22 protein-coding genes and 1 pseudogene are annotated in these 22,073 nt (G+C 41.7%); 16 read left to right on the top strand and 7 right to left on the bottom strand.

Annotated elements, in window-relative coordinates:
* The 3 genes and pseudogenes from FTU35_RS12635 to FTU35_RS12625 form a co-directional block, all read left to right on the top strand.
* Positions 1–119: pseudogene (locus FTU35_RS12635) on the top strand (IS30 family transposase); the annotation flags it as partial.
* A 102-nt stretch (positions 120–221) separates the two neighbouring features.
* On the top strand, positions 222–476 hold the full coding sequence (locus FTU35_RS12630) for a hypothetical protein (RefSeq protein ID WP_004972946.1): 255 nt from the start codon (positions 222–224) through the stop codon (positions 474–476).
* Positions 477–496: 20 nt separating this feature from the next.
* Positions 497–682: a hypothetical protein gene (locus FTU35_RS12625; RefSeq protein ID WP_004972947.1), complete on the top strand. Its 186-nt coding sequence runs from the start codon at positions 497–499 to the stop codon at positions 680–682.
* Between the two features lie 59 nt (positions 683–741).
* On the opposite strand, the gene FTU35_RS12620 is transcribed toward FTU35_RS12625, so the two are convergent.
* Positions 742–1,521: a ferredoxin--NADP reductase gene (locus tag FTU35_RS12620; RefSeq protein ID WP_004972950.1), complete on the bottom strand. Its 780-nt coding sequence runs from the start codon at positions 1,519–1,521 to the stop codon at positions 742–744.
* 120 nt (positions 1,522–1,641) lie between these two features.
* Between FTU35_RS12620 and tsaA the strand changes: the two genes are divergently transcribed.
* Positions 1,642–2,379, top strand: coding sequence for a tRNA (N6-threonylcarbamoyladenosine(37)-N6)-methyltransferase TrmO (gene tsaA, locus FTU35_RS12615; RefSeq protein WP_207973603.1), 738 nt, complete (start codon positions 1,642–1,644; stop codon positions 2,377–2,379).
* Here tsaA and FTU35_RS12610 read toward each other — a convergent pair.
* A complete protein-coding gene (locus tag FTU35_RS12610) occupies positions 2,376–3,578 on the bottom strand; it encodes a DUF4010 domain-containing protein (protein WP_180064774.1) in 1,203 nt (400 codons plus the stop codon). The two genes, tsaA and FTU35_RS12610, sit on opposite strands and share 4 nt — an antisense overlap.
* 248 nt (positions 3,579–3,826) lie before the next feature.
* Between FTU35_RS12610 and FTU35_RS12605 the strand changes: the two genes are divergently transcribed.
* The 4 genes from FTU35_RS12605 to FTU35_RS12590 all read left to right on the top strand — a co-directional run bounded on the left by FTU35_RS12605 (position 3,827) and on the right by FTU35_RS12590 (position 8,225).
* Positions 3,827–5,584, top strand: coding sequence for a GspE/PulE family protein (locus FTU35_RS12605; RefSeq protein WP_180064773.1), 1,758 nt, complete (start codon positions 3,827–3,829; stop codon positions 5,582–5,584).
* Between the two features lie 111 nt (positions 5,585–5,695).
* Positions 5,696–6,052, top strand: a complete 357-nt coding sequence (locus FTU35_RS12600) for a NirD/YgiW/YdeI family stress tolerance protein (RefSeq protein WP_179988821.1) — start codon at positions 5,696–5,698, stop codon at positions 6,050–6,052.
* Positions 6,053–6,195: 143 nt separating this feature from the next.
* On the top strand, positions 6,196–6,858 hold the full coding sequence (locus tag FTU35_RS12595; protein ID WP_004972960.1) for a response regulator transcription factor: 663 nt from the start codon (positions 6,196–6,198) through the stop codon (positions 6,856–6,858).
* A gap of 17 nt (positions 6,859–6,875) precedes the next feature.
* On the top strand, positions 6,876–8,225 hold the full coding sequence (locus FTU35_RS12590; protein ID WP_131261781.1) for a HAMP domain-containing sensor histidine kinase: 1,350 nt from the start codon (positions 6,876–6,878) through the stop codon (positions 8,223–8,225).
* A 111-nt stretch (positions 8,226–8,336) separates the two neighbouring features.
* Here the strand turns inward: FTU35_RS12590 and hemP are convergent, their stop codons facing one another.
* Positions 8,337–8,507 carry a hemin uptake protein HemP gene (hemP, locus tag FTU35_RS12585; protein WP_180051480.1) on the bottom strand — a complete coding sequence of 57 codons (171 nt, stop codon included), beginning with the start codon at positions 8,505–8,507 and terminating at the stop codon, positions 8,337–8,339.
* A 138-nt stretch (positions 8,508–8,645) separates the two neighbouring features.
* On the opposite strand from hemP, the gene FTU35_RS12580 reads away from it, so the two are divergent.
* Positions 8,646–9,545: an NUDIX domain-containing protein gene (locus FTU35_RS12580; RefSeq protein ID WP_180043799.1), complete on the top strand. Its 900-nt coding sequence runs from the start codon at positions 8,646–8,648 to the stop codon at positions 9,543–9,545.
* A gap of 74 nt (positions 9,546–9,619) precedes the next feature.
* On the opposite strand, the gene FTU35_RS12575 is transcribed toward FTU35_RS12580, so the two are convergent.
* Both FTU35_RS12575 and mrcB read right to left on the bottom strand, forming a co-directional pair.
* Positions 9,620–10,138, bottom strand: coding sequence for a hypothetical protein (locus tag FTU35_RS12575; protein WP_096901888.1), 519 nt, complete (start codon positions 10,136–10,138; stop codon positions 9,620–9,622).
* 72 nt (positions 10,139–10,210) lie between these two features.
* On the bottom strand, positions 10,211–12,604 hold the full coding sequence (mrcB, locus tag FTU35_RS12570; protein ID WP_180064772.1) for a penicillin-binding protein 1B: 2,394 nt from the start codon (positions 12,602–12,604) through the stop codon (positions 10,211–10,213).
* A 179-nt stretch (positions 12,605–12,783) separates the two neighbouring features.
* Here mrcB and FTU35_RS12565 point away from each other — a divergent pair, with 179 nt between their 5' ends.
* Together FTU35_RS12565 and FTU35_RS12560 are read left to right on the top strand one after the other, a co-directional pair.
* Entirely contained in the window at positions 12,784–13,701 is a 918-nt protein-coding gene (locus FTU35_RS12565) for an NAD(+) kinase (protein WP_207973958.1), read from the top strand.
* Positions 13,701–13,970 carry a YeaC family protein gene (locus FTU35_RS12560; protein WP_131261778.1) on the top strand — a complete coding sequence of 90 codons (270 nt, stop codon included), beginning with the start codon at positions 13,701–13,703 and terminating at the stop codon, positions 13,968–13,970. The genes FTU35_RS12565 and FTU35_RS12560 overlap by 1 nt, the downstream gene beginning before the upstream one ends.
* Before the next feature lie 83 nt (positions 13,971–14,053).
* Here the strand turns inward: FTU35_RS12560 and FTU35_RS12555 are convergent, their stop codons facing one another.
* Positions 14,054–15,064: a glycosyl transferase family protein gene (locus tag FTU35_RS12555; protein WP_154320589.1), complete on the bottom strand. Its 1,011-nt coding sequence runs from the start codon at positions 15,062–15,064 to the stop codon at positions 14,054–14,056.
* A 240-nt stretch (positions 15,065–15,304) separates the two neighbouring features.
* Here FTU35_RS12555 and FTU35_RS12550 point away from each other — a divergent pair, with 240 nt between their 5' ends.
* The 5 genes from FTU35_RS12550 to FTU35_RS12530 all read left to right on the top strand — a co-directional run bounded on the left by FTU35_RS12550 (position 15,305) and on the right by FTU35_RS12530 (position 21,824).
* Positions 15,305–16,447 (top strand): acyl-CoA dehydrogenase family protein, encoded by a 1,143-nt coding sequence (locus tag FTU35_RS12550; RefSeq protein ID WP_179988816.1) that lies wholly within the window; start codon positions 15,305–15,307, stop codon positions 16,445–16,447.
* 351 nt (positions 16,448–16,798) lie between these two features.
* Positions 16,799–17,908: a prephenate dehydratase gene (pheA, locus tag FTU35_RS12545; protein ID WP_131261775.1), complete on the top strand. Its 1,110-nt coding sequence runs from the start codon at positions 16,799–16,801 to the stop codon at positions 17,906–17,908.
* A gap of 73 nt (positions 17,909–17,981) precedes the next feature.
* Positions 17,982–19,073, top strand: a complete 1,092-nt coding sequence (gene hisC / locus FTU35_RS12540; RefSeq protein ID WP_180064771.1) for a histidinol-phosphate transaminase — start codon at positions 17,982–17,984, stop codon at positions 19,071–19,073.
* Positions 19,074–19,076: 3 nt separating this feature from the next.
* Positions 19,077–21,323: a bifunctional prephenate dehydrogenase/3-phosphoshikimate 1-carboxyvinyltransferase gene (locus tag FTU35_RS12535; RefSeq protein ID WP_136144523.1), complete on the top strand. Its 2,247-nt coding sequence runs from the start codon at positions 19,077–19,079 to the stop codon at positions 21,321–21,323.
* Between the two features lie 135 nt (positions 21,324–21,458).
* Positions 21,459–21,824, top strand: a complete 366-nt coding sequence (locus FTU35_RS12530; protein ID WP_004972981.1) for a hypothetical protein — start codon at positions 21,459–21,461, stop codon at positions 21,822–21,824.
* 58 nt (positions 21,825–21,882) lie between these two features.
* Here the strand turns inward: FTU35_RS12530 and FTU35_RS12525 are convergent.
* Positions 21,883–22,073: IS30 family transposase (locus FTU35_RS12525; protein ID WP_178319630.1), on the bottom strand; the 191-nt coding region annotated here is incomplete at its 5' end.

Below are 22,073 nucleotides of genomic sequence, written 5' to 3'. Positions count from 1 at the left end.
CAAACGAACAAATAGAGCAGATAGAATTTGCACTCAACCATCGTCCTAGAAAAACACTAGGTTGGTATACACCGAGTGAAGTTATGGCTGGTTTTTATACTGTTGCACTTGCCGCTTGAATCCGCCAAAATAATATATAACTAAAATTAAAAATAAATTGATGTATTTAAAAATAATTTACACGATGAATAATATTTAATTTTTTTTAAATTGAGGGTTAAATGAAACTAATTAAATTATTTTCTATAGCAAGCCTGATTGCTTTGGCTGGCTGTAGTTCTAAAGTAGTGACTTATGATACTGCAGGGCAAGTGATTGGTTCATGTGTCGCTACACAGGGCTTTATTTTGGGGGCTAAAGCTGTGTGTTATGGTGGTGCCAACATACAAGGCATTAACTATTCTAAAGTAGATGAGCGCACGGGTTTATTGCCAACCATACCAAATAATTCGCAGATTTCACTGCAACAAGACTAATTTTTTAGAGGGGTAATACAATGAAAATTTCTAGTTTAATCGCATTAACAGCGGCTATTTTGATGACAGGTTGTGCTTCAAAAGTGACAACTTATGATTCGAGTGGTCGTATGATTGGTTCATGTCAGGCAGAGCGTGGGTTTGTAATTGGTGGTGGTGCACACTGTGAAGGACGTGCTAACCAAGAAGGTCGCAGTGTACGTTAATTGATGCTAATGACAAAAAACCGAGCTATTTAGCTCGGTTTTTTTAGATTCAACAGCTTTTATTTTTCAACGAAAGCACGTTCAATCACGTAATCGCCCAATTCACCCATACGTGGTGATTCTTTTAAACCATGTTGGTCAAGTAATGCTGCAACATCTTTTAAGAATGCAGGGCTACCACATAACATGGCACGGTCAGTTTCAGGGTTAAAACGTGGTAAACCAATTTTTTCAAAGATTTCACCCGATTCAATTGCCGTGGTCACACGTCCTTGGTTTGGATATTCTTCACGTGTAACGGTTGGGTAATATACCAGTTTTTCACGAATACCAAGTTCTTGGAAAAACTCGTGATTTGGTAATTCATTTAGAATTAAATCTTGATAAGCCAATTCAGAAATGAAACGTGTACCGTGAACCACAATCACTTTTTCAAAGCGTTCATAAGTTTCAGGGTCGCGGATGGTTGCCAAAAATGGAGCTAGACCTGTACCTGAAGAAAGTAAGTATAGGTTTTTACCAGGATTTAAATCATCCAGTACCAAAGTGCCTGTAGGTTTTTTAGAAACCAGCAATTCATCGCCCACTTTTACTTTTTGTAAAATAGACGTTAAAGGGCCATCAGGTACTTTAATTGAGAAGAATTCTAGCTCTTCTTCATAGTTAGCACTGGCAATAGAGTAAGCGCGCATTAAAGGCTTGCCATTTACTTCCAGACCAATCATCACAAATTGACCGTTTTTAAAACGTAGTGCGGTATCGCGAGTCGTTTTAAAACTGAATAAAGTGTCATTCCAGTGGTGTACGTGAGTAATCTTTTCGACGTTGAAAGCAGCCATTAAAGGTCTCAATAAATTATCAAATTAGAACAGCTTGCTATTCTAATCTAAAATCATTCTCTATAAACTGAATATATTTAATTGAGCTTATCAGAAAAAGTGATGAAGACTGATCTAAAAATGCCAATAATCGGATTTATGCACTCTCCCTACCGAGAAAAATTTGGTATTCCTCGTCAACCAAATCTGGTACAGGTCGAATCGTATATTGAAATGCAAGCGCCTTATAACGATGTGTTGGCATTTCAAGGGATCGAAGCGTTTAGTCACTTATGGTTAATCTGGCAATTTCACGACAATAAAAACCAAACCGATGCTCATCCAACCGTACAGAAACAGCAAAACCCCTGTTTTCGTGCACAAGTGCGTCCGCCACGTTTGGGTGGTAATCAAAAAATAGGTGTGTTTGCGACGCGCAGCATGTATCGACCTGCACCCATTGGTTTATCTGTAGTGCAATTTAAACAGGTCAAAAAAGTGGGTAAGTCACTGCGAGTTTATGTGACAGGAGCAGATTTGTTGCATGGCACGCCTATTTTGGATATTAAACCTTATATTCAATATTCAGATGCTGTGCCTGATGCACAAAGTGGTTATGCGCAAGATGAACCCATAAGAAAAACAGTGCTATGGATGGACACAGCCGAAGCGCAAAAAAATCAGTTGCTCGAATCTGGCGTATTACAGCCACAGATTGCGCAGGAATTGGAACAGGTCTTGTCTTTAGATCCACGACCTGCATATCAGGATGATGCTGAACGAATTTACACCATGAATTTTGCAGATTTTGATGTCAGTTTCCGTGTCGATCAGCACGCAGTACACATCCTAAAAATTGTTTTAATCGCTGTCGATTAAACCATCATATATAAAATAGCCACCAACGCCAGCATGTGCAAAATTTGGGTAGGTGCGAAATAAAGTGCAAAACGTAAGCCGCCAATGAGTGCGGCATTGATACATTTAGAAATTGCATGAGCAACAAGACCTAAAATTAAGGCGTACAGCAACATTTGCTGACTGGGTGGACCTTGCATCACCACAGTAGCAATGGCGGCATGCACCTCAAATAAAGAGGCGAGTAAGGTACCAATGATTAAGCCTGCGTCGCCAAGCATTTGCTCTAAGCCGTAGACCATGGCTTGAATTGCGGTTAAGGTCGCCACAATAATAGCGGCTTCTTTAAGGCTAAACATACGGGTGTCGGCTTCAGGTTTTGCTGTTGTCGTATTTTTATGCTTTTTAAGCAAGCATACGCCGACCAAAATTAAAATGCCAATGCCTGCCAGACTGGGCATAATTAACAGCTTAAACCACTCCAGATTGACACCCGCCACAATAATCAACATTTGCGCTAAAGTTGCCACGCAAGACATCAGCGCTGCACCTGCATTGGCACGTGCGTCGCCACGACCTGCGCGTACTTCCATGCCTAAACTGGCAATGGTTGCGGTGCTTGATACAAAACCTGAAGCAATTGCAGATAATATGAGGGCGTTGCTGCTTGAGAGTAAACGCTTGGCGATATGCGCCAAAGCCTGCACACTTAGAATTAAAATCAATAATTTTAAAATCACATAAGGATTAAGCACATTGCCCCATAGTGCAGTATTAGGCGTCAGTGGCAAGGCAATTAACACCAAAGCCAGTAAAAACAAGCCATCACGTAGTTCAGCTTCGGTAATCCACTGACTGACAATGCCATGCATGGTGTGCTTGGTCATGAGTAAACCTGTCAAAATGACCGATAAACCTGCTGCCAATGGAATATTCCATAAACATAAGGCACCAATAAAATAGGTCATGACGAAGGCCAGTTCTGTGGTTGCACCTGGGTCATCTTCCGCTTGATTTTTGAGGGAATATAAGCCTATTCCGCCAACAATCAGTGCACCTACAATGGCAATGCTCATGCCCAATAAGAAGCAAATTGCACCTAATAATGCGCAAATTCCAAAGGTGCGTACGCCTGCAAAATGATGATGTTGTCCATTTTTTTTACTGCGTTCGCGCTCTAATCCAATCAGTAAGCCACAGCCGAGTGCTGCTGCAAACATGGTGAGCAGTTCGGGAAAATTGGTTGTAACCAAAGATGGAGGAGTCAGAAAATCCACAGCAACATTCCAAATACAAGGTGTTATTTTAAACATCATATATTTGAATTGTGTTTATCGCCATTTATGAATCTATTTTCACTCTAAAATTATGGCTTAATCGAACCATACAAGATTACTGTATTAAAGAAGTCATTCAGCCCTGAAAGCAAACTCTGCTATAGTAAACCCAGATTTTGGGGCATATAACAATGAATTTTAATTTTGAAATAGACAGTACTTGGTGCTTAGAACAATTAGTCAAAGATGGTAAAATTACCGAACGTGATCAGGCTTTGGTACAAACCACGCATCGTCAACGTGATCAATTAAAATGGCATCCGTTACAATGGATTGCCAACTTTAATTTGGTCGATCAAAGTCATCCCCAAACCACTTTAACTTTAAACCGTTTATGCCAATGGCTGGCTGATAAATCAGGCTTGCCATTCTATATTATTGATCCGTTAAAAGCCGATGTTGCTGCTTTAACAGCTGTGATGTCGCAGGAATTTGCACTGCGTAACCGTATTTTAGCGGTGGAAGTGACTGCAGATGCGGTGTTAATTGCGACAGATCAACCTTATAAAAAAGAATGGGTTGCCAACTTAGAACATAGTTTATTGCCCAAAAAAATTCAGCGAGTTTTACTCAGCCCAGATCAATTACAGCGTTATTTGATCGAATATTACCAAGTGAGTCGCGCAGTACACTCATCACAAAAATCTTCTGCACATGACCGTGAAAATAAAGGGGTCGAGGCTTTATTGCAATTGGGCGATACCCAAAACCCAGATGCCAATGATCAACATATTGTGAAGTTGGTGGATTGGGTGCTGCAATTTGCCTTTGAACAAGGCGCAAGTGATATTCACCTCGAACCACGTAAAGACACAGGCAAAGTACGTTTTCGTATTGATGGCGTGTTGCACACCATCTATAACATGCCTGCCAATACGCTTACCGCAGTCATCTCACGGATTAAAATTTTAGGGCGTATGAATGTAGCCGAAAAACGTAAACCGCAAGATGGACGTTTAAAAACCCGAACTCCAAAAGGACAAGAAACTGAACTGCGTTTATCGACCTTACCAACGGCGTTTGGCGAAAAACTGGTGATGCGTATTTTTGACCCAGAAGTATTGGTACGCAGTTTTCAGCAATTGGGTTTTGATAGTCGTTTGTTGAATGAATGGCATGCCCTGACTGCACATAGTCACGGCATTATTTTGGTTACAGGCCCTACAGGTTCGGGTAAAACCACCACGCTGTATTCATCGCTAAAGCAATTGGCTACCGATGAAGTCAATGTCTGCACCATTGAAGACCCGATTGAAATGTTAGAACCGAGTTTTAACCAAATGCAGGTGAATACTGCAATTGATTTAGGTTTTGCCGATGGTGTGCGTGCCTTAATGCGTCAAGACCCTGACATTATTATGGTCGGAGAAATTCGAGATCAGGATACCGCAAATATGGCGATTCAAGCGGCACTGACGGGGCATTTAGTTTTATCGACACTGCATACTAATGATGCGCCGTCAAGTTTGACTCGTTTGCATGATTTGGGCGTGCAGCCATTTTTGACTGCTGCCACAATTTTAGGCGTTTTGGCACAGCGTTTGGTGCGTAAGCTATGTCCGCATTGTAAGCAGGAAGGCTCAATAAATGAAAAAGACTGGGAACATTTGACCTTTGACTACATTATGGAAATGCCTGCACAAGTGTTTAAACCTGTCGGATGCGATGAATGTCGTCAAACGGGCTATAAAGGTCGGGTCGGAATTTATGAGTTTATGCCTTTAAGTTTAGACACCAAACAGCTCATCAGTGTCAATGCCAATTTAAATGAATTACGTCAGCAAGCTAAAAAAGAGGGCATTGAACCGTTGCGTATTGCAGGCGCACGCAAAGTTTTAGAAGGCATGACCACTTTAGAGGAAGTGTTGCGAGTCGTGCCATTAAATTAGCAGATTCAAACTTTTTACGATGAATTTTAAAAAATGGAAATCTTAAGATTCAGCTCATCTTGCTTTGTTTTAATCACCATAACGAAATGAGCAACACAAAAAGGTGAAGCAATGAAATTTACAATGAAAGCAATGTTGATGGCAGGTTTAATGGCAATGGCTTCAATCACCATGGCAAACGACAGCATTAACACCCAAGCACTACATCAAAATGTAACTGTAAAACAAGCTTTAAGCCTGAAAGATGACAGCAAAGTGCAGTTAAAAGGTTATGTGGTGAAATCTATTGGTGATGAAAAATATCAGTTCCGTGATAACACAGGCACTATTACGGTCGATATTGATGATGACTTATGGAATGGCAAAGCAGTTTCTGCCAAAACGCCTGTTACCTTAATTGGTGAAGTGGATATTGATCACAAGCCTACAAAACGTATTGAAATAGATGTGGATCAAGTTCGTTTCTAAATCTACGCTGTGTAAAACAGCATTAGTTGCTACACAAAACTGATTTCACTCAAAAACCACATACGCTGTAAGGTGTATGTGGTTTTATCATGTAAAGTATTTTGAAATCATAAAATTTTGAAGCATAAATAACAGAGGAAGATATGCGCTTACTCTTGGCTGAAGACGATGTATCGCAAGCAGAAAGTATAAAAACTTGGCTGGAAATGGATGGTTATAATGTCGATTGGGTTGAACGTGGTGATCATGCCATTTTAGCGATTCAGCAGCATCATTATGATTGTGTGTTGTTAGACCGTGGGTTGCCTAAAAATAGCGGTGATGAAATTCTGCACGCTTTACGACAGCAGCAACAGGACACACCTGTTATTTTTATTACTGCGCGCGATAGTATTCAAGATCGGGTACAGGGACTTGATTTAGGTGCCAATGATTATTTGGTCAAACCGTTTAGCCTTGAAGAACTATCGGCGCGGGTACGCAGTCAGTTACGCAGTGCGCAAAGTCATCCGACACAGCAGCTTGAATTTGCCAACTTGGTTTTAGATACGCAAAGCAAACAAGTGAAAGTGGATGATCAACAGGTCAATTTAACGGCCAAGGAATTCCAGATTTTACATAAACTGATGCAAAACCCGCAGCATGTGGTGACTCGTGAACAGCTCGAAGAGTCTTTATATGCATGGGGCGATGAAATTGAAAGTAATGCGATTGAAGTATTTATTTATCAATTACGCAAAAAAATTGGCAGTAGCCGCATTAAAACCATCCGAGGTTTAGGCTATCGTATGCAGCAAGATAACTAATTCAGTTTGATCTCCGCATGTCTAAACAGGTCATTTCTTTACAGTCCAAACTGGTTAAAAGCTCCGTTTTAAGTTCGGTCTTGGCGGGTGGACTCGCCCTGATTTTATTATTGGCGGTTGCCAGTTATCAGACCATGCGCGTGCATGATGACATTATGGATGAAATAGCCGATATGTTGCTGCGAGCAGACTTGCGTGACCATGCAGGCAATCAGGTCGATGAGTTGAGTGAGCAATTTCATATTGCCTATCAATTGGGATTAGATGATCTGATTTTGACTACCTCTGAAGATGAACATGACATTTCTCAGCTTCACTTGTCTCAGCTTGCCGTGGTATCTGAGCATGGTTTTTCATTTCACTGGCAAGATGGACAAATTTGGCGCAGCTATGTGGCAGAGGAAGATGGCTTGCATGTGATTGTCGCGCAGCCGCTTAAATATCGCTTCAAGGAAATTGCTGCAACCAGTTTAGGTTATGCCGCTATTTTATTGCTGTTGTGGTTGCTGCAATGGGCCATTGTGCATTTTATGATTGGTCGTCAATTTAAGCGGATTCAGCAACTCTCCCAACAAATTGCAGAAAAAAATCAACATGATTTGACGCCAATTATCCCCACACAACCTGAATTGAAAGAACTGCAACCCATGCTGCAGCAATTGAATAAATTGTTGGGGCGAGTAGAGCAGTCTTTAATTGCAGAACAGCGATTTACAGCAGATGCTTCGCATGAATTACGCTCTCCTTTATCTGCCATTCAATTGCGTTTGCAGGTGCTAAAACGTAAATACCAACAACAACCTGAGTTGGCACAAGATTTAGAGCAAATTCAGCGTGATGTCAGTCGTGGTACACAAGTATTGGAAAATTTGCTGTTATTGGCACGTTTAGACCCGACAGATGCGGCATCGTTAAATAAAAGTGCGGTATCTATAGCAGACTTGGTGCAGGAAGTTTTACAAAGTCTGACGCCGTTTATTCAGGAAAAAGCCATTCAGATTCAGTCAGATATTCAACCGATACAAGTGCAAGGCAATCCTGAATTGCTATTTAGCTGCCTGCGCAACTTGATTGACAACGCAGTGCGTTATGCAGCACCTCAAGGACGTATTTGGATTGAAGCGAAACCGCATGAATTGATGCAGGAAATTTGCATCGCCGACAATGGTCATGCAGTGACTGATGACGTTTTGGCACGTTTGGGCGAACGCTTTTACCGTGCTTTAGGCAGTAAAGCTCAAGGTTCTGGTTTAGGACTGTCGATTTGTAAGAAAATTATAGAGTTGCATGCAGGAAAAATTGAATTTTCACGTGCTGAACAAGGTGGTTTAAAAGTGCGTATTTTGTTGCCTAAAGCCCAGTTGTAAATATGATTGGTTTTAGGAAGCAAGTTAAAATTAGACAAGTCAGAACTTAAAAGCAGTATGCGCTGATTCATACTGCTGTTTCCACGTTTATTATTGTGTTGATTATTTTAATTATTTTGTGAGAATAAGACGATTGTTACGGGTTAAGCGTAAACGATATTCTTCGCCTGCATGCAAAATACGAATTTCGCGTCCTAGCGCAAACAAGTTATTTGAATGTAACATAGGTAGGGCATGCTGAGTGTCTGAATGAAGTGAAAATAAATTAAATGGGGCGTTCATTTTGAGTTACTCCGTGGTGTGTAAGAATTGTTTTAAATGATAATCATTATCATGTAAACCTGTCAACGGATTATTTTTAATTTTATAAAAGTCTACAATTTGCAGTTAAACGTACATTGCAGAAAAGGAAACGGGTTCATGTCCAAGCCAAATATTCATGTGGCAATTGCGCTGTTATTTCATCAAAACAAAGTGTTAGTGGGTTGGCGCGAAGCCAAACAACATCAGGGCAATAAACACGAGTTTCCTGGTGGAAAAGTGGAAGCAGGCGAAACTCCTGTAGATGCCTGCCGCCGTGAGGTGTTTGAAGAAGTTGGTATTGGCATACAGCATTGGCATGCCTTTGATATTATTTGCCATGAATATGATGATGTGATTGTCAATCTGCATATTTTTCAGGCTGCTGTACCTGCGGCTTTATTAAAAGATATTCAAGTGCCTTGGACATGGTTTAGCCGTCCGCAACTTTTAGAGCTGAATTTTCCGCAAGCCAATCGTGCAATTGTGCAACGACTGGCGTGGCAACAGGCTATTAAAGTCAGTGAAGATTTAAAACATTTAGCAAATTTGCCTAAGCAAAAACTGCTGTATTGGCGGGTTGAGCCCAATGCTGCCTGCAAGGTTGAATTGTCAGAATATTGCATTGAGCAACTGGGGCAAGTGATTATCAATTTGGAATTGTGGAAGCAATTAAATACGATTCAGCAACACGCGATTGCAGCAATTCATTTGAAACAATCGCAACTAATGCAATTCCAAAAGGGCGATTTAAAAGTCGGGCAGCGTTATATTGCAGCATGTCATGATATTGTTTCGGCACAACATGCACAGCAAATTGGCTGTGAAGCAATTTTGCTCAGCCCTGTTTTAGCAACTACTACGCATCATGATGCCACACCTTTAGGATGGGAAAAATTCCAACAGATTGCTGAGTTTGTCGATATTCCTGTTTTTGCTTTGGGTGGCTTAACTCAAGATGATTTAACTACCGCAGAGCAGCATCATGCCTATGGCATTGCAGGCGTACGTTTTATTTGAATTTCTGGTTTGACAAATAAAAAATCGCTGATGTAATTACACTCAGCGATTTTTAGTTTATTAAATCATCGTCCTTACAAATCCTTCAAAGCTTGTTGGGCTTGCGCAAGGCTTTTGGCATTATTTTGTTGCTGTGCTGCTTTTTGAATGACTAACCACAATTGACGTTTCATGGCATCGCTTTGTGCATAGCTTAAACCACGACGTGCCAAGGCTTCTGCATTGGCAGGTTGCTTTTTTTGGTTGGCAATTAAAGCCAAATATAAATAGGTTTCAGCCGCTTGCGGGGCAAGTCGCTGCGCTTGCAAAGCTGCTGTTTCGGCCTGATTGAATTGACCTTGTTTATAAGCGGTCTGGGTTTGCTGCATCAACTTTTGAAAAGCAGGCAAACTACGACCATCCTCTAATTTTTGTTGCACGGTTTGTTGTGGCACCACCACTTGCAACGATTGACGCTTAATTTCTTCACGTTCATAAGGACGAATCACCACACCTTCTGGTGTCGTCACAGTTTTAGGTTTTTCAGGCACAGGCTGAGGAGCAGGCGGTTCAGGTAAACTCTGGCAAGCTACAATCGTTGCCATCGCACCCATAGCGAATGTGGTGAAAAAAACCTGTCTTAAACGTGATAATTTCATAAGCGTAACCAATCGATATCCTCAAGTTTAATTGATATAACTGCCGCTTGAGATGACACGACCATCGGTATTGTCATCTGATACAGGTTCAGTTTCACGGATATAATTTTCGATACTGTCACTGGTTTCAGGAGCTGTTTGCTGAGTTTCAGTATCGGGTTGGTAAACGGGTTCAACTTGATAGTGTGAAAAACCACATGCGGTTGCCTGACGCGGTACATTATTACGATTCACTGGAATATACATCGCACCTTCACAGCCTTGTGCAGATAAATGCCCAGAACTGCGGTCAATCCAATGCCATTGAATTTGTTCGGTCTGACGTAAGTTGACAGGTTTTTGACGCAATTGCTGCATCACATTACTCCAGACAGGCAAAGCACCAGACGAGCCTGTTAAGCCTGTGACTTTGTTATCATCCAAACCAAGCCATACAACGGCTAAATAATTGCCTGAATAGCCCGCAAACCATGAATCACGAGTATCATTGGTTGTACCTGATTTGCCTGCCAATTTTAAATCTGTCGATAAGCTATTGTAAGCTGAACGACCTGTACCAGAACTCATCACTTGCTGTAAGCCATAATTCAAAATATAGGCGGCAGAAGGATCAATAGTTTGTTGTACGGTTAAACCATAACGATCCAGTAAACGTCCATTGGCATCGACTACGGTGCGAATCGCTTTGGTCGGATATTTAAAACCACCTGTGGCAAAGTTACCGTAAATGTCCATCACTTGCATTGGTGATAAATCTACCGCACCCAAGAAAATAGATGGATATTGCGGAACCGCATCACTTGGTACACCAAATTTAATGAGGTGATTACGGAAGGTAGATAATCCAAACTCCTGTCCCAAACGAACTGCAGATAGGTTATAAGACTGAGATAGGGCTTGTGACATAGACACAATCCCATGATCGCTGCCGCTATAATTACGTGGTGTCCAAGATTTACCATCAATTGGGATGCTGATTTGGCTGTCTTCTACAGGACTTGCCCAGTTATATCGACCAGACTCAATCGCACTTAAATAAATAATTGGTTTGAGCAGTGAGCCAACTTGACGTTTGGCATCCAAGGCACGGTTAAAACCCGTAAAATCTTGCGTAGAACCTACCGCTGCCACTAACTCGCCATTTTCAGGATGAGAAATCAGCACCGCGCCTTGTAAATCTTTTAAACGCTTTGGATTGGCTTTACTTAAACGCTCAACCGATGCTTTAAAAGCATTTTGTACGTTGGTTTGTGCAATCGGATCAAGCGTCGTGAAGATACGCAAACCCTGATTGGTCAAATCTCCTTCTTGATATTCAGTACGTAATTGACGGCGGACAATATCTAAAAAGTCAGGGAAACGGGCAGGGCCAATGGTCGGTTTTGTAATGACATTTAAGGGACGCGCAGTTTCTTTTTCATATTGTTCTTGGTTTAAATAACCCATCACCAACATATTGTTTAGTACAATGTCACGACGTTTTTTGGCAGCTTCAGGGTTGCGCCAAGGATTATATAATGATGGACCTTGTACCAAACCGACCAAAAAGGCTTGTTGTGAAATGTTTAGCTCACGCAACGGCATACCAAAATAAAACTGTGAAGCTAGACCATAACCATTAATAGAATAGTTACCGTTTTGACCTAAATTCACCTCATTTAAATAGGCTTCTAAGATTTCATCTTTGCTGTAATGTAGTTCAATCAGCATGGCCATGAGTGCTTCATTGGCCTTACGTTTTAAGGTGCGTTCTGGGCTTAAATAAAAGTTTTTCACCAATTGCTGCGTAAGGGTAGAACCACCCTGACGTTTGCCACCAGTGACGTTGCTGACAATAGCACGTGCAGTACCACGAATTGAAACGCCGTGATGTTGATAGAAATTACGATCTTCAGTGGCAATAAGGGCTTCAATCAGCGGTTTAGGTACTTTATTCAGTTTAATCAGCACACGATCTTCATTGTGCTGTGGATAAATTCCGCCAATCAACATCGGTTCTAAACGTGCAATACCTGTATTAGATGGTTTGGTGGCGCTCACTTCACTAATTTGATTGTTGGCAAAACTGACTTTTAAAACCTGTTCAGGTTCGACACTGTCTCCAAAGTCAAAACCACGGGTATGCACAAATAAAGTATTACCATCGCTGACATAACTGCCTGATTTAGCATAATTATCTGTATTTTTATAGCCAAGCAGTTTCAGTTCTTGAGTAAAGTCGGTCTGGCTGACAGGTGCATTGCTATACACTTCTAACGGGCGTGCAAAAACCTTGGCTGGAATATCCCAACGCTGTCCTTCAAATTTGTCTCTGACAATATTATCCAGACGAATCAAGTAGATACTAAATGCAATAAATCCACCAATAACGATGATGCAAAATAGTAATGCAATTATGCCTATGCCACGCTCAGACTTCATAAATCGCGATAAGATCCTGATAAATTTTGCTAATCATGCGAAGCTTTTACTGAATTTGCAATAATTAATCTGTGACTGAAGGGAAAATATCGTCATAAAATTGAGCAGAAATGTAGTTTTAAAGTTTTTTTAAATCAACTAGGTTAGTGCTATGATAGGCGTCGAATCGTAGCGGAGCGATATCGCAGGTGCAAATTTCACATAAGAACTTTCGGAACATTGGACTGATTGGCCGTCCAGACAAATATTCTGTCGTAGAAACATTATGTCTGATTCACGACCATATTTTAGGATTGGGTTTGCATCCCGTTTTTGATTCTGACACTGCTCAACTTGTACCTTATAACAACACCCAAACAGTCAGCCGTGCTTTATTAGGCGAAGTGGTCGATTTGGTGATTGTGGTGGGGGGGGATGGTTCATTGCTGCACGCAGCGCGCGCTTTGGTTAAATACAATACCCCTGTAATTGGTGTGAACCGTGGGCGTTTAGGCTTTTTAACCGATATTAAACCGACAGAAGTAATCTTTAAACTCGATCAGGTTTTGCAAGGACATTTTCAGTCAGACCGTCGTTTTTTATTGGAAATGGAAGTGCGCTCTAAAGGTGAAATCATTTATGAAGCGATTGCCTTAAATGATGTGGTGCTACATTCGGGTAAGTCGGTTCACATGATTGACTTTGAACTGAATATTGATGGGCAATATGTCTATCGTCAGCACAGTGATGGTTTAATCGTTTCGACCCCAACAGGTTCAACGGCTTATGCTTTGTCGGGTGGTGGCCCAATTGTACATCCGAGCATGGATGCAATTGCATTGGTGCCTATGCATCCACATACCTTGTCTTCACGCCCAATTGTGGTGGGTGGACACAGCGAAATTAAAATCAATATTCGTGAAAACCGTGTGTTGCCGATGGTTAGTGCTGACGGTCAACATAGTGTTTCATTAAATGTTGGAGATAGTTTGCATATCCGCAAACATCCTTATAAATTAAATTTATTACATCCACCAGGTTATGACTTCTATATGGCTTGTCGTACTAAGTTAGGGTGGAATCAAGATTTTGAATCAATGCAACAGCAGGATGAATGATGAATATTGAACAAATGCTTGCCGTACTCGATCCTGAAATTGTTGGACGTTTAAAAACGGCAATTGAAATTGGCAAGTGGCCAAACGGTGTTGCGCTGACCCAAGAGCAACGTCAAATTTGTATGCAAGCAGTATATGCGTGGGAAATGAAAAACCTGCCTGAAACTGAGCGTAGTGGTTATATTGACCGTGGCACTAAAGAAGAAGGCGAGCAGTGTGATGATGATCATCACAATCATGAAGAATTTAAACCAATTCGTTTTGTTTAAACGATGCAAAACTGCTTTCAGAAAAAATGAAAGATGAAAAAGACACCTGAGATGGGTGTCTTTTTTGTATCTTCAATAAAGTTTTAGTTGTGACGATTTTGCCAAAGCTGCTGTGCGTTTCGCATTGCTGCTGCATAATCATCACAAACGCCCATGGTATATAACGCGATACCCATGGTTTCGGTAATGGCAACTTCACCATATTCATGGACTTGCTGACCTAGCCAGACGGCTTTAAATACTGCCAAATCCAATTCTTCTTCTACAGGGCTACGGTTATCGGTCAGTTTAGGCAGTTCGTGTTCATATAAAGCGCCATTTTTGATGCCACAAATTAATGTCTTGGCATCAGGGTTGCGCTCAAATTCACCGCCTTCGCCTTTAATTACTGCACTGTTTTGATAACCCAACTGAAATGCGGCTTGTTGATGCGAGCTGCGATAAGCGGGGTGGAAGATCGCCTGCATGGTGGCTTTGGCATTAAATGGATTGATTAAACGGGCAAGGGTATGAATAGGAGAACGTAAACCCATCACATTGCGTAAATTAATCAACTCACTCAAAATCGGTGAAATAACATCCAATGGTAAGTAAGCAAAATTACGCTGTGCCAATTGCTGTTCAACGTCTAGGTCATTTTGGCAAATTGGATAATCTAAATATTGCAGTGCTTGTTCGGTATATAAACGGTTGATGGTATGCCCAGAAGCACCATGCATCACCACTTTATAGCCATGTTTTGCTAAAGTCAGCGCTGCCAATAAAAACCACGGATAATGTCTGCGTTTACCTGCATAAGATGACCAGTCTAAATCGACCTGAAGCGGTTTAAATTGCAGTTGATCACGGGTAGCTTGTACAAAACCTGCCAACTCCTCTACAGATTCTTCCTTCACACGCAGCAACATTAAAAAAGCACCCAATTGCACATCCAACACTTCATTGCGCAAAATCATAGAAAAAGCTTGATAGGCCTCGTCATAGGTCAGTGAACGTGCGCCTGTTTTGCCTTTGCCAATAATTCGAATAAATTGTGCGAATGGATGTTCTGCATCTTTATAAATATTTCTTTTATTGGGGTTTGTATTTGGCATAAGCGAGTTCACACACATCTTTAGTTAGTATACTAGTGTATAAACTTCGGCAACAGTTTGCAGCACTATTCACAGCTTCAGCTTGTACGAGCTGCCACAAGTTTCATTGCATATCTGAAATGACGACTAAAGTTTGACTGTAAAGTAAGACAATCTGTAGGGATAACACATGACAGCCTGTATAAAAATGCATAGCATGGATACTATTGAAAACAACAATTGAAAAATAAAGGATTGGATATGCTGGCTTATGATGCTGATTTAGAATTATTTAGAGATAACTTTCGACGTTTTATGCAGGAGCATATTGCACCGCATTATGCTGCGTGGGAACGTGAGGGCATCATGCCGCGCAGCGTGTGGAATCTGTTAGGTGAAAATGGCTTTTTATGTATTGATGTGCCTGAAGAATATGGCGGCTATGGTGTTCCAACGCATTATTCCCTAATGTTGGTCGAAGAGTCGGCACGTGCAGGTTATAGCGCACTCTCTACAGGTATTTCCTGTCACTCTGAAATTGCTGCGCCGTACATTTTGCATATTGGTACAGAAGAACAAAAACAATACTGGCTACCTAAAATGGTGTCGGGTGAAGTAGTTGGTGCAATTGGCATGACCGAGCCAGGTGCGGGTTCAGACTTACAAGCCATGCGTACTAATGCCATTTTGCAAGAAGATCATTATGTACTGAATGGCTCTAAAACCTTTATTTCCAATGGTCAGCATGCAGACTTGGTGGTTTTGGCAGTAAAAACTGATCCGCAAGCACGTGCCAAAGGCGTGTCGCTCATGTTGGTCGATACTCACTTGGAAGGCTTTAAAAAAGGCACCAATTTGGAAAAAATTGGTTTGCATTCACAAGATACGTCAGAGCTATTCTTCGACAATGTCAAAGTGCCGAAAAACCAACTGTTGGGACAGGCAGGGCATGGTTTTGCCTATTTAATACAAGAATTGCCACGTGAACGTACCGCGATTGCAGCCACAGCATTGGGTGCTATTCGTGGTTCAATTGATGTGACCACACAATATGTGCAAGAGCGTCAGGCGTTTGGACAAGCCATTGGTCAGTTCCAGAATACCCGTTTTGTTTTGGCACAGGCTAAAATTGATGAATTGGCAACCGCTGCTTTTTATAATCAAAACGTCGAATTGTATATGCAGGGCAAACTGGACGTCGAAACTGCAGCCGCTTTAAAAAGCTTTGCGACAGATATGCAAATGAAAATTGCCGATCAATTGCTGCAACTGTTTGGCGGTTATGGCTATATGACGGAATACCCGATTTCTCGTTTCTTTGTCGATGCGCGAATCCAGCGAATTTACGGTGGAACCAATGAAATTATGAAAGAAATTGTCGCGCGTGGTTTATTGGGGCGTTAAAACAATGCCTAAAAGTCCAATTGAATAAAGATCAAGGATCATCTCCAGAGTCAGCCCAGTGCTGGCTCTTTTTTTATGAATTTGATCAGACTTAAAAGCAATGAGCTGATTGATAATTACACTTAAAAATAAAATTACACCGCTTAGAATTAGAGATGCAAAAAAGAAAAGCATAGTTGCCCAGTTTTAAGCGGTACGTTGTGCAAAGTTGCGGCTTAAATGTATAGATTGGTGATGCTTTGATCAACTGTATGTTTTTAAATCTGAAACACTGAAAGTTGTATTGCGCAACATTTGAAAGCTAACTATTGTTATACTATTTGCAAAATGTTTATGAAGGGCGACATAACAATGATCCAAGACGATCAGAACACAACGACTTCTCTTGATCTCGCTAAAATCCGTGAAGATATTGACTCTGTAGATCAACAGATTCAGCAGCTGATTAACCGTCGAGCACGACTTGCTGAAGCGGTGGCGAAAGCAAAATTTGCAGCAGAAGAGAACCCGTTGTTTTACCGTCCTGAACGTGAAGCGCAAGTTTTACGTAATGTTATGGAGCGCAACGAAGGGCCGTTGTCTGATGTGACCATGGCACGTTTATTCCGTGAAATTATGTCGGCATGTTTGGCACTTGAAGCGCCACAAAGTATTGCGTTTTTAGGGCCAATTGGTACTTATACGCATTCCGCAGTACTTAAACATTTTGGTCAAGACGCGATTGTGCGTCCTTTGCCTACTATTGATGAAGTCTTCCGTGAAGTGGAAGCAGGTAGTGCGCACTATGGTTTAGTGCCTGTCGAAAACTCATCTGAAGGTGTGGTGAACCATACTTTAGACTGTTTTAAATCATCGCCATTAAATGTGATTGGTGAAGTGGAATTGCGTATTCATCACCAATTCCTTGTGTCAGAAAACACTCGTAAAGACAGCATTAAACAAATTTATGCGCATCAGCAAACTTTGGCACAATGCCGTAAATGGTTAGATGTGCATTATCCGGGTGTAGAACGTGTGGCACTCAGCTCCAATGCAGAAGCAGCGCGCCGTATTCGTAATGAATGGCATTCTGCTGCAATTGCTTCTGAAATTGCGGCCAATATTTACGAACTCGAAATTTTACATAGCAATATTGAAGATAACCCAGAAAATACCACACGTTTCTTGGTGATTGGTCGTGAGAAAGTTCCACCAAGTGGCAATGATAAAACTTCATTGTTGGTGTCTGCACATGACCGCGCAGGGGCATTGCTTGAGATTCTTGCACCATTTGCGAAGCACAATATTAGCTTGACCAGTATTGAAACACGTCCTGCCTTGCCTGAAAAATGGGCCTATGTATTCTTCATTGACCTAGAAGGGCATGTCGAGCAAGACAATGTACGTGCAGCGATTGAAGAAATCCGTCCATTGGTGAAAGAAATTCGTGTCTTGGGTTCTTATCCTGCTGCCGTGTTATAACCGTATTTAATTTAGTGGTGTGCATGTTTGTCATGCGCGCCACATTCACCACCTAGTCAACTGGAAGTGTAAAATGTCGTTTGTCCCAGCCAATGAAGGCATCTCGAAGTTAAAGCCTTATCAACCAGGTAAACCAATCAGTGAACTTGAGCGTGAGTTGGGGATTACAGATATCGTCAAACTTGCTTCAAATGAAAACCCATTGGGCTGTTCAGACAAAGTCAAAGAAGCCGTTGCAGCAGAAATTGCTGAAATTGGTCGCTATCCAGATGGTGGTGGTTTTATTTTAAAAGACCAAATTCAAAAACAATTTGGCTTTGCGCATGACCGTATTACTTTGGGTAATGGTTCAAACGATTTGCTAGAAATGTTTGCTCGCGCATTCGTTTCAGATCAAGATTCAGTGTTGTACAGCCAACATGCCTTTGCAGTATATGCTTTGGTAACGCAAGCGATTAATGCTCAAGCGATTGAAGTGCCTGCCAAAGGTTTTTCACATGACTTGGATGCTATGGCGGCAGCAATTCAAGACAACACCAAGTTAATCTTTATTGCCAACCCAAATAACCCAACAGGCACATGGTTTGAAGAGGCTGAATTTGAAGCCTTTATGCAAAAAGTTCCTGCACGGGTGATTGTGGTATTAGATGAAGCCTATGTGGAATATTTCCCAGAAAACTTCAACAGCCTTAAATTCCTTGAGCAATATCCAAACTTAATCGTGAGCCGTACTTTATCTAAGTGCTATGGTTTGGCGGCGCTGCGCGTTGGTTTTGCTTTAGCTTCTGCAGAAGTGACCGATTATTTAAACCGTATTCGTCAACCATTTAACGTCAATCACTTGGCAATGGTGGCTGCGGTTGCGGCATTAAAAGACGAAGATTTTATCGAAAAATCACGTATTACCAACAAAGCAGGCATGGCGCAATTGGAAGCAGGCTTTAAAGCATTGGGTCTGAATTATGTGCCTTCACGTGCTAACTTTATTTTGGTAGATGTAGAAGCCGATCCAGGTCAAACTTTTAATGCCTTATTGAAAGAAGGTGTAATTGTACGTCCTGTGGGTATTACGACCCATTTACGTGTTTCAATTGGCACAGAAGCAGAAAATGCCAAGTTCCTGCGTGCATTAGCCAAAGTATTGGGCAAGGAAGCGAAGGCATAAAACATGGCGCAACCATTGTTTGAAAAAGTTGCATTTATCGGACTCGGGCTAATAGGCTCGAGTTTGGCACGTGTAATGCTGGCAGAAAACTTAAGTCGGCATATTGTGGCATCGACCCGTTCTGAAAAAACGCTGCAAGATGCTTTGGAATTAGGATTAATTGAACAAGGCTTTAACAATCCTGTAGATGCGGTACAAGGCGCAGATTTAGTGGTGTTGGCGCTACCTGTGCAAGCCACAGAAAAAGTCTTGCGATTAATTCAGCCACATTTGGCAGATAATGTAATTCTGACCGATGTAGGCAGCACCAAAGGCAGTGTCGTGGCTGCAGCCAAAGCGGTTTTTGGAGAACATTTACCTGCAGGTTTTGTACCCGGGCATCCAATTGCTGGGGCAGAGCATACAGGCGTGCATGCAGGCAAGGTTGATTTATTTGCCAATCACAAAGTCATTTTGACACCATTGCCAAGCAGTGCGCCGTGGGCAGTCAATAAACTGATTCAAATGTGGGAAAGCGCCAAAGCCGAAGTAATTTGCATGGATGTGGAAAAACATGATGAGGTATTGGCGTATACCAGTCATCTTCCACATTTAATGGCCTTTAATTTGGTCGAACAATTGGCAAATCGGGAAGATAATTTAGACATTTTCCGCTATGCTGCAGGTGGCTTTCGTGACTTCTCACGTATTGCTGCCAGCGATCCACAAATGTGGCATGACATTTTCTTGGCCAATAAAACTGCATTGTTAAAAGCGGTGGATGGCTTTGAAAGTCAACTCGCGATTATTCGCCAACTGATTGAACAAGAAGACTCGCATGCTTTAATGGGCTTGCTTGGACATGCACAAGCGGCACGACAGCATTTTAATCATATGCTCGCCAAGAAACCTTTTATGGAGAACAATAACGTGACACAACAATTTACGATTTTGCCAGGTGCTAAGACTTTCCAAGGTAAATTTACCGTACCGGGTGACAAATCTGTGTCACATCGTTCAATTATGTTTGGTGCAATTGCCGAAGGCACTACGCATGTGACAGGTTTCCTTGAAGGTGAAGATGCATTGGCGACTTTGCAAGCATTTCGTGATATGGGTGTGAGCATTGAAGGCCCTAAAAATGGTGAAGTCACCATTCATGGCGTAGGCATGCAAGGTTTAAAAGCACCTGCAAGCGCAATTTATATGGGCAACTCAGGCACATCTATGCGTTTGTTGGCAGGCATGTTATCTGCACAGCAGTTTGATTCTGTTATGACAGGTGATGCGTCATTGACCAAGCGTCCAATGGAACGTATTGCTAAACCATTGCGTGAAATGGGTGCACAAATTCAAACGACGGGTGAACGTGGCACACCGCCAGTATCGATTACAGGTGCGCAAGCGCTGAAAGGTATTCACTATGATTTGCCAATGGCATCTGCACAGGTGAAATCAGGTATTTTATTGGCAGGGCTTTGGGCAGAAGGTGAAACTTCAGTGACTGAGCCTGAACCAACGCGTGACCATACCGAACGTATGTTACGTGCATTTGGTTATGAAGTGAAAACTGAAGGTAACCGTATTTCATTGCAAGGCGGCGGTAAATTGGTGGGTACAGATATTCAAGTACCTTCTGATATTTCATCTGCGGCATTCTTCATGGTGGGTGCAGCCATTACAGAAAATTCAGATGTAACCTTAGAAGCGGTGGGCATTAACCCAACCCGTACAGGTGTGATTGAAATTCTGAAACAAATGGGTGCAGACCTGAGCGTGGAAAATGAACGTATTGCAGGCGGTGAACCAATTGCAGATATTCGTATTCGTGGTTCACGTACTTTAAAAGGGATTCATGTTCCTGAAGATCAAGTGCCATTGGCGATTGATGAATTTCCTGCATTGTTCATTGCTGCAGCTTGTGCTGAAGGTCAAACTGTACTGACAGGTGCTGCAGAATTGCGCGTAAAAGAATCAGACCGTATTCAAGTGATGGCAGATGGTTTAAAAACCATGGGCATTGACTGCACACCAACTGACGATGGCATCATCATTCAGGGTAAAGGCAAAGCAGGCGACTGGTCAGCGATATTTACAGGCGGCGAGATTGAATCACATCATGACCATCGTATCGCCATGAGTTTCTCTATGGCAGGCTTGCGTACTTCTGGTGAAATTAAAATTGTAGGTACAGAAACAGTAGCAACAAGTTTCCCTACCTTTACTGAGCTTGCAGGTGTGGCAGGTCTGAATATTCAAGTGACAGAATAAGCCAAAACGATAGGGGCTGCGATGAAGAGTCGCAAAGCCTAGACTTTATGCTGAAACAGCCAAGCTTTTGCTTGGCTGTTTGCGTTTTATTGCTTATGCTAAACCCATACAAGAAAAAAGCCTTTGGGTTCGAGCATGCGCAAATTAAAATTTATGGCGAATTGTGAAAATAAACAAGAGTTACAAGATTGCACTCTGGCACAGAATTATGTGGCGAATTTACTTTCACAAAACTTATCTCATTATGGCTTTCAAACGTTGCCGCAGAGTGGTGCACAAGTCGCTGTAAGTGTAGATCAACATGCGCTGCCTTTGGCAGTAAACTGTCAAAGCCGTGGTGAAGATGGGCATCTTGTTTGTGAAATTACTTCATACCCAAATGAGGAACAAGACTGGCTAGAACGAATTACCGAGCAAAGTTTATTAAATCAATTGGCGCAAGCGGTAGAAAATACTCTGAAAGAAGACCAATCTTTTAGTGAGTTTGAATGGAAAGGTTAAACCAAGCTGCAAAGACGTTGGATGTTTAAAATTTATACTTGATTTTTAAATGGCGGATTCAAGCGGCAAGTGCAACAGTATAAAAACCAGACATAACTTCACTCGGTGTATACCAACCTAGGGTTTTTCTAGGACGATGGTTGAGTGCAAATTCTATCTGCTCTATTTGTTCGTTTGACACGTCATCAAACGATGATGATTTTGGCAGATATTGACGGATTAAACCATTCGTATTTTCATTTCTAGCTC

This window comes from Acinetobacter sp. YH12095 (assembly GCF_013419245.1).
In the GTDB taxonomy this organism is placed as follows: domain Bacteria; phylum Pseudomonadota; class Gammaproteobacteria; order Pseudomonadales; family Moraxellaceae; genus Acinetobacter; species Acinetobacter towneri.
The sequence above is the reverse complement of the archived record's forward strand: the minus strand, read 5'-3'. Positions and strand labels throughout refer to the sequence as shown.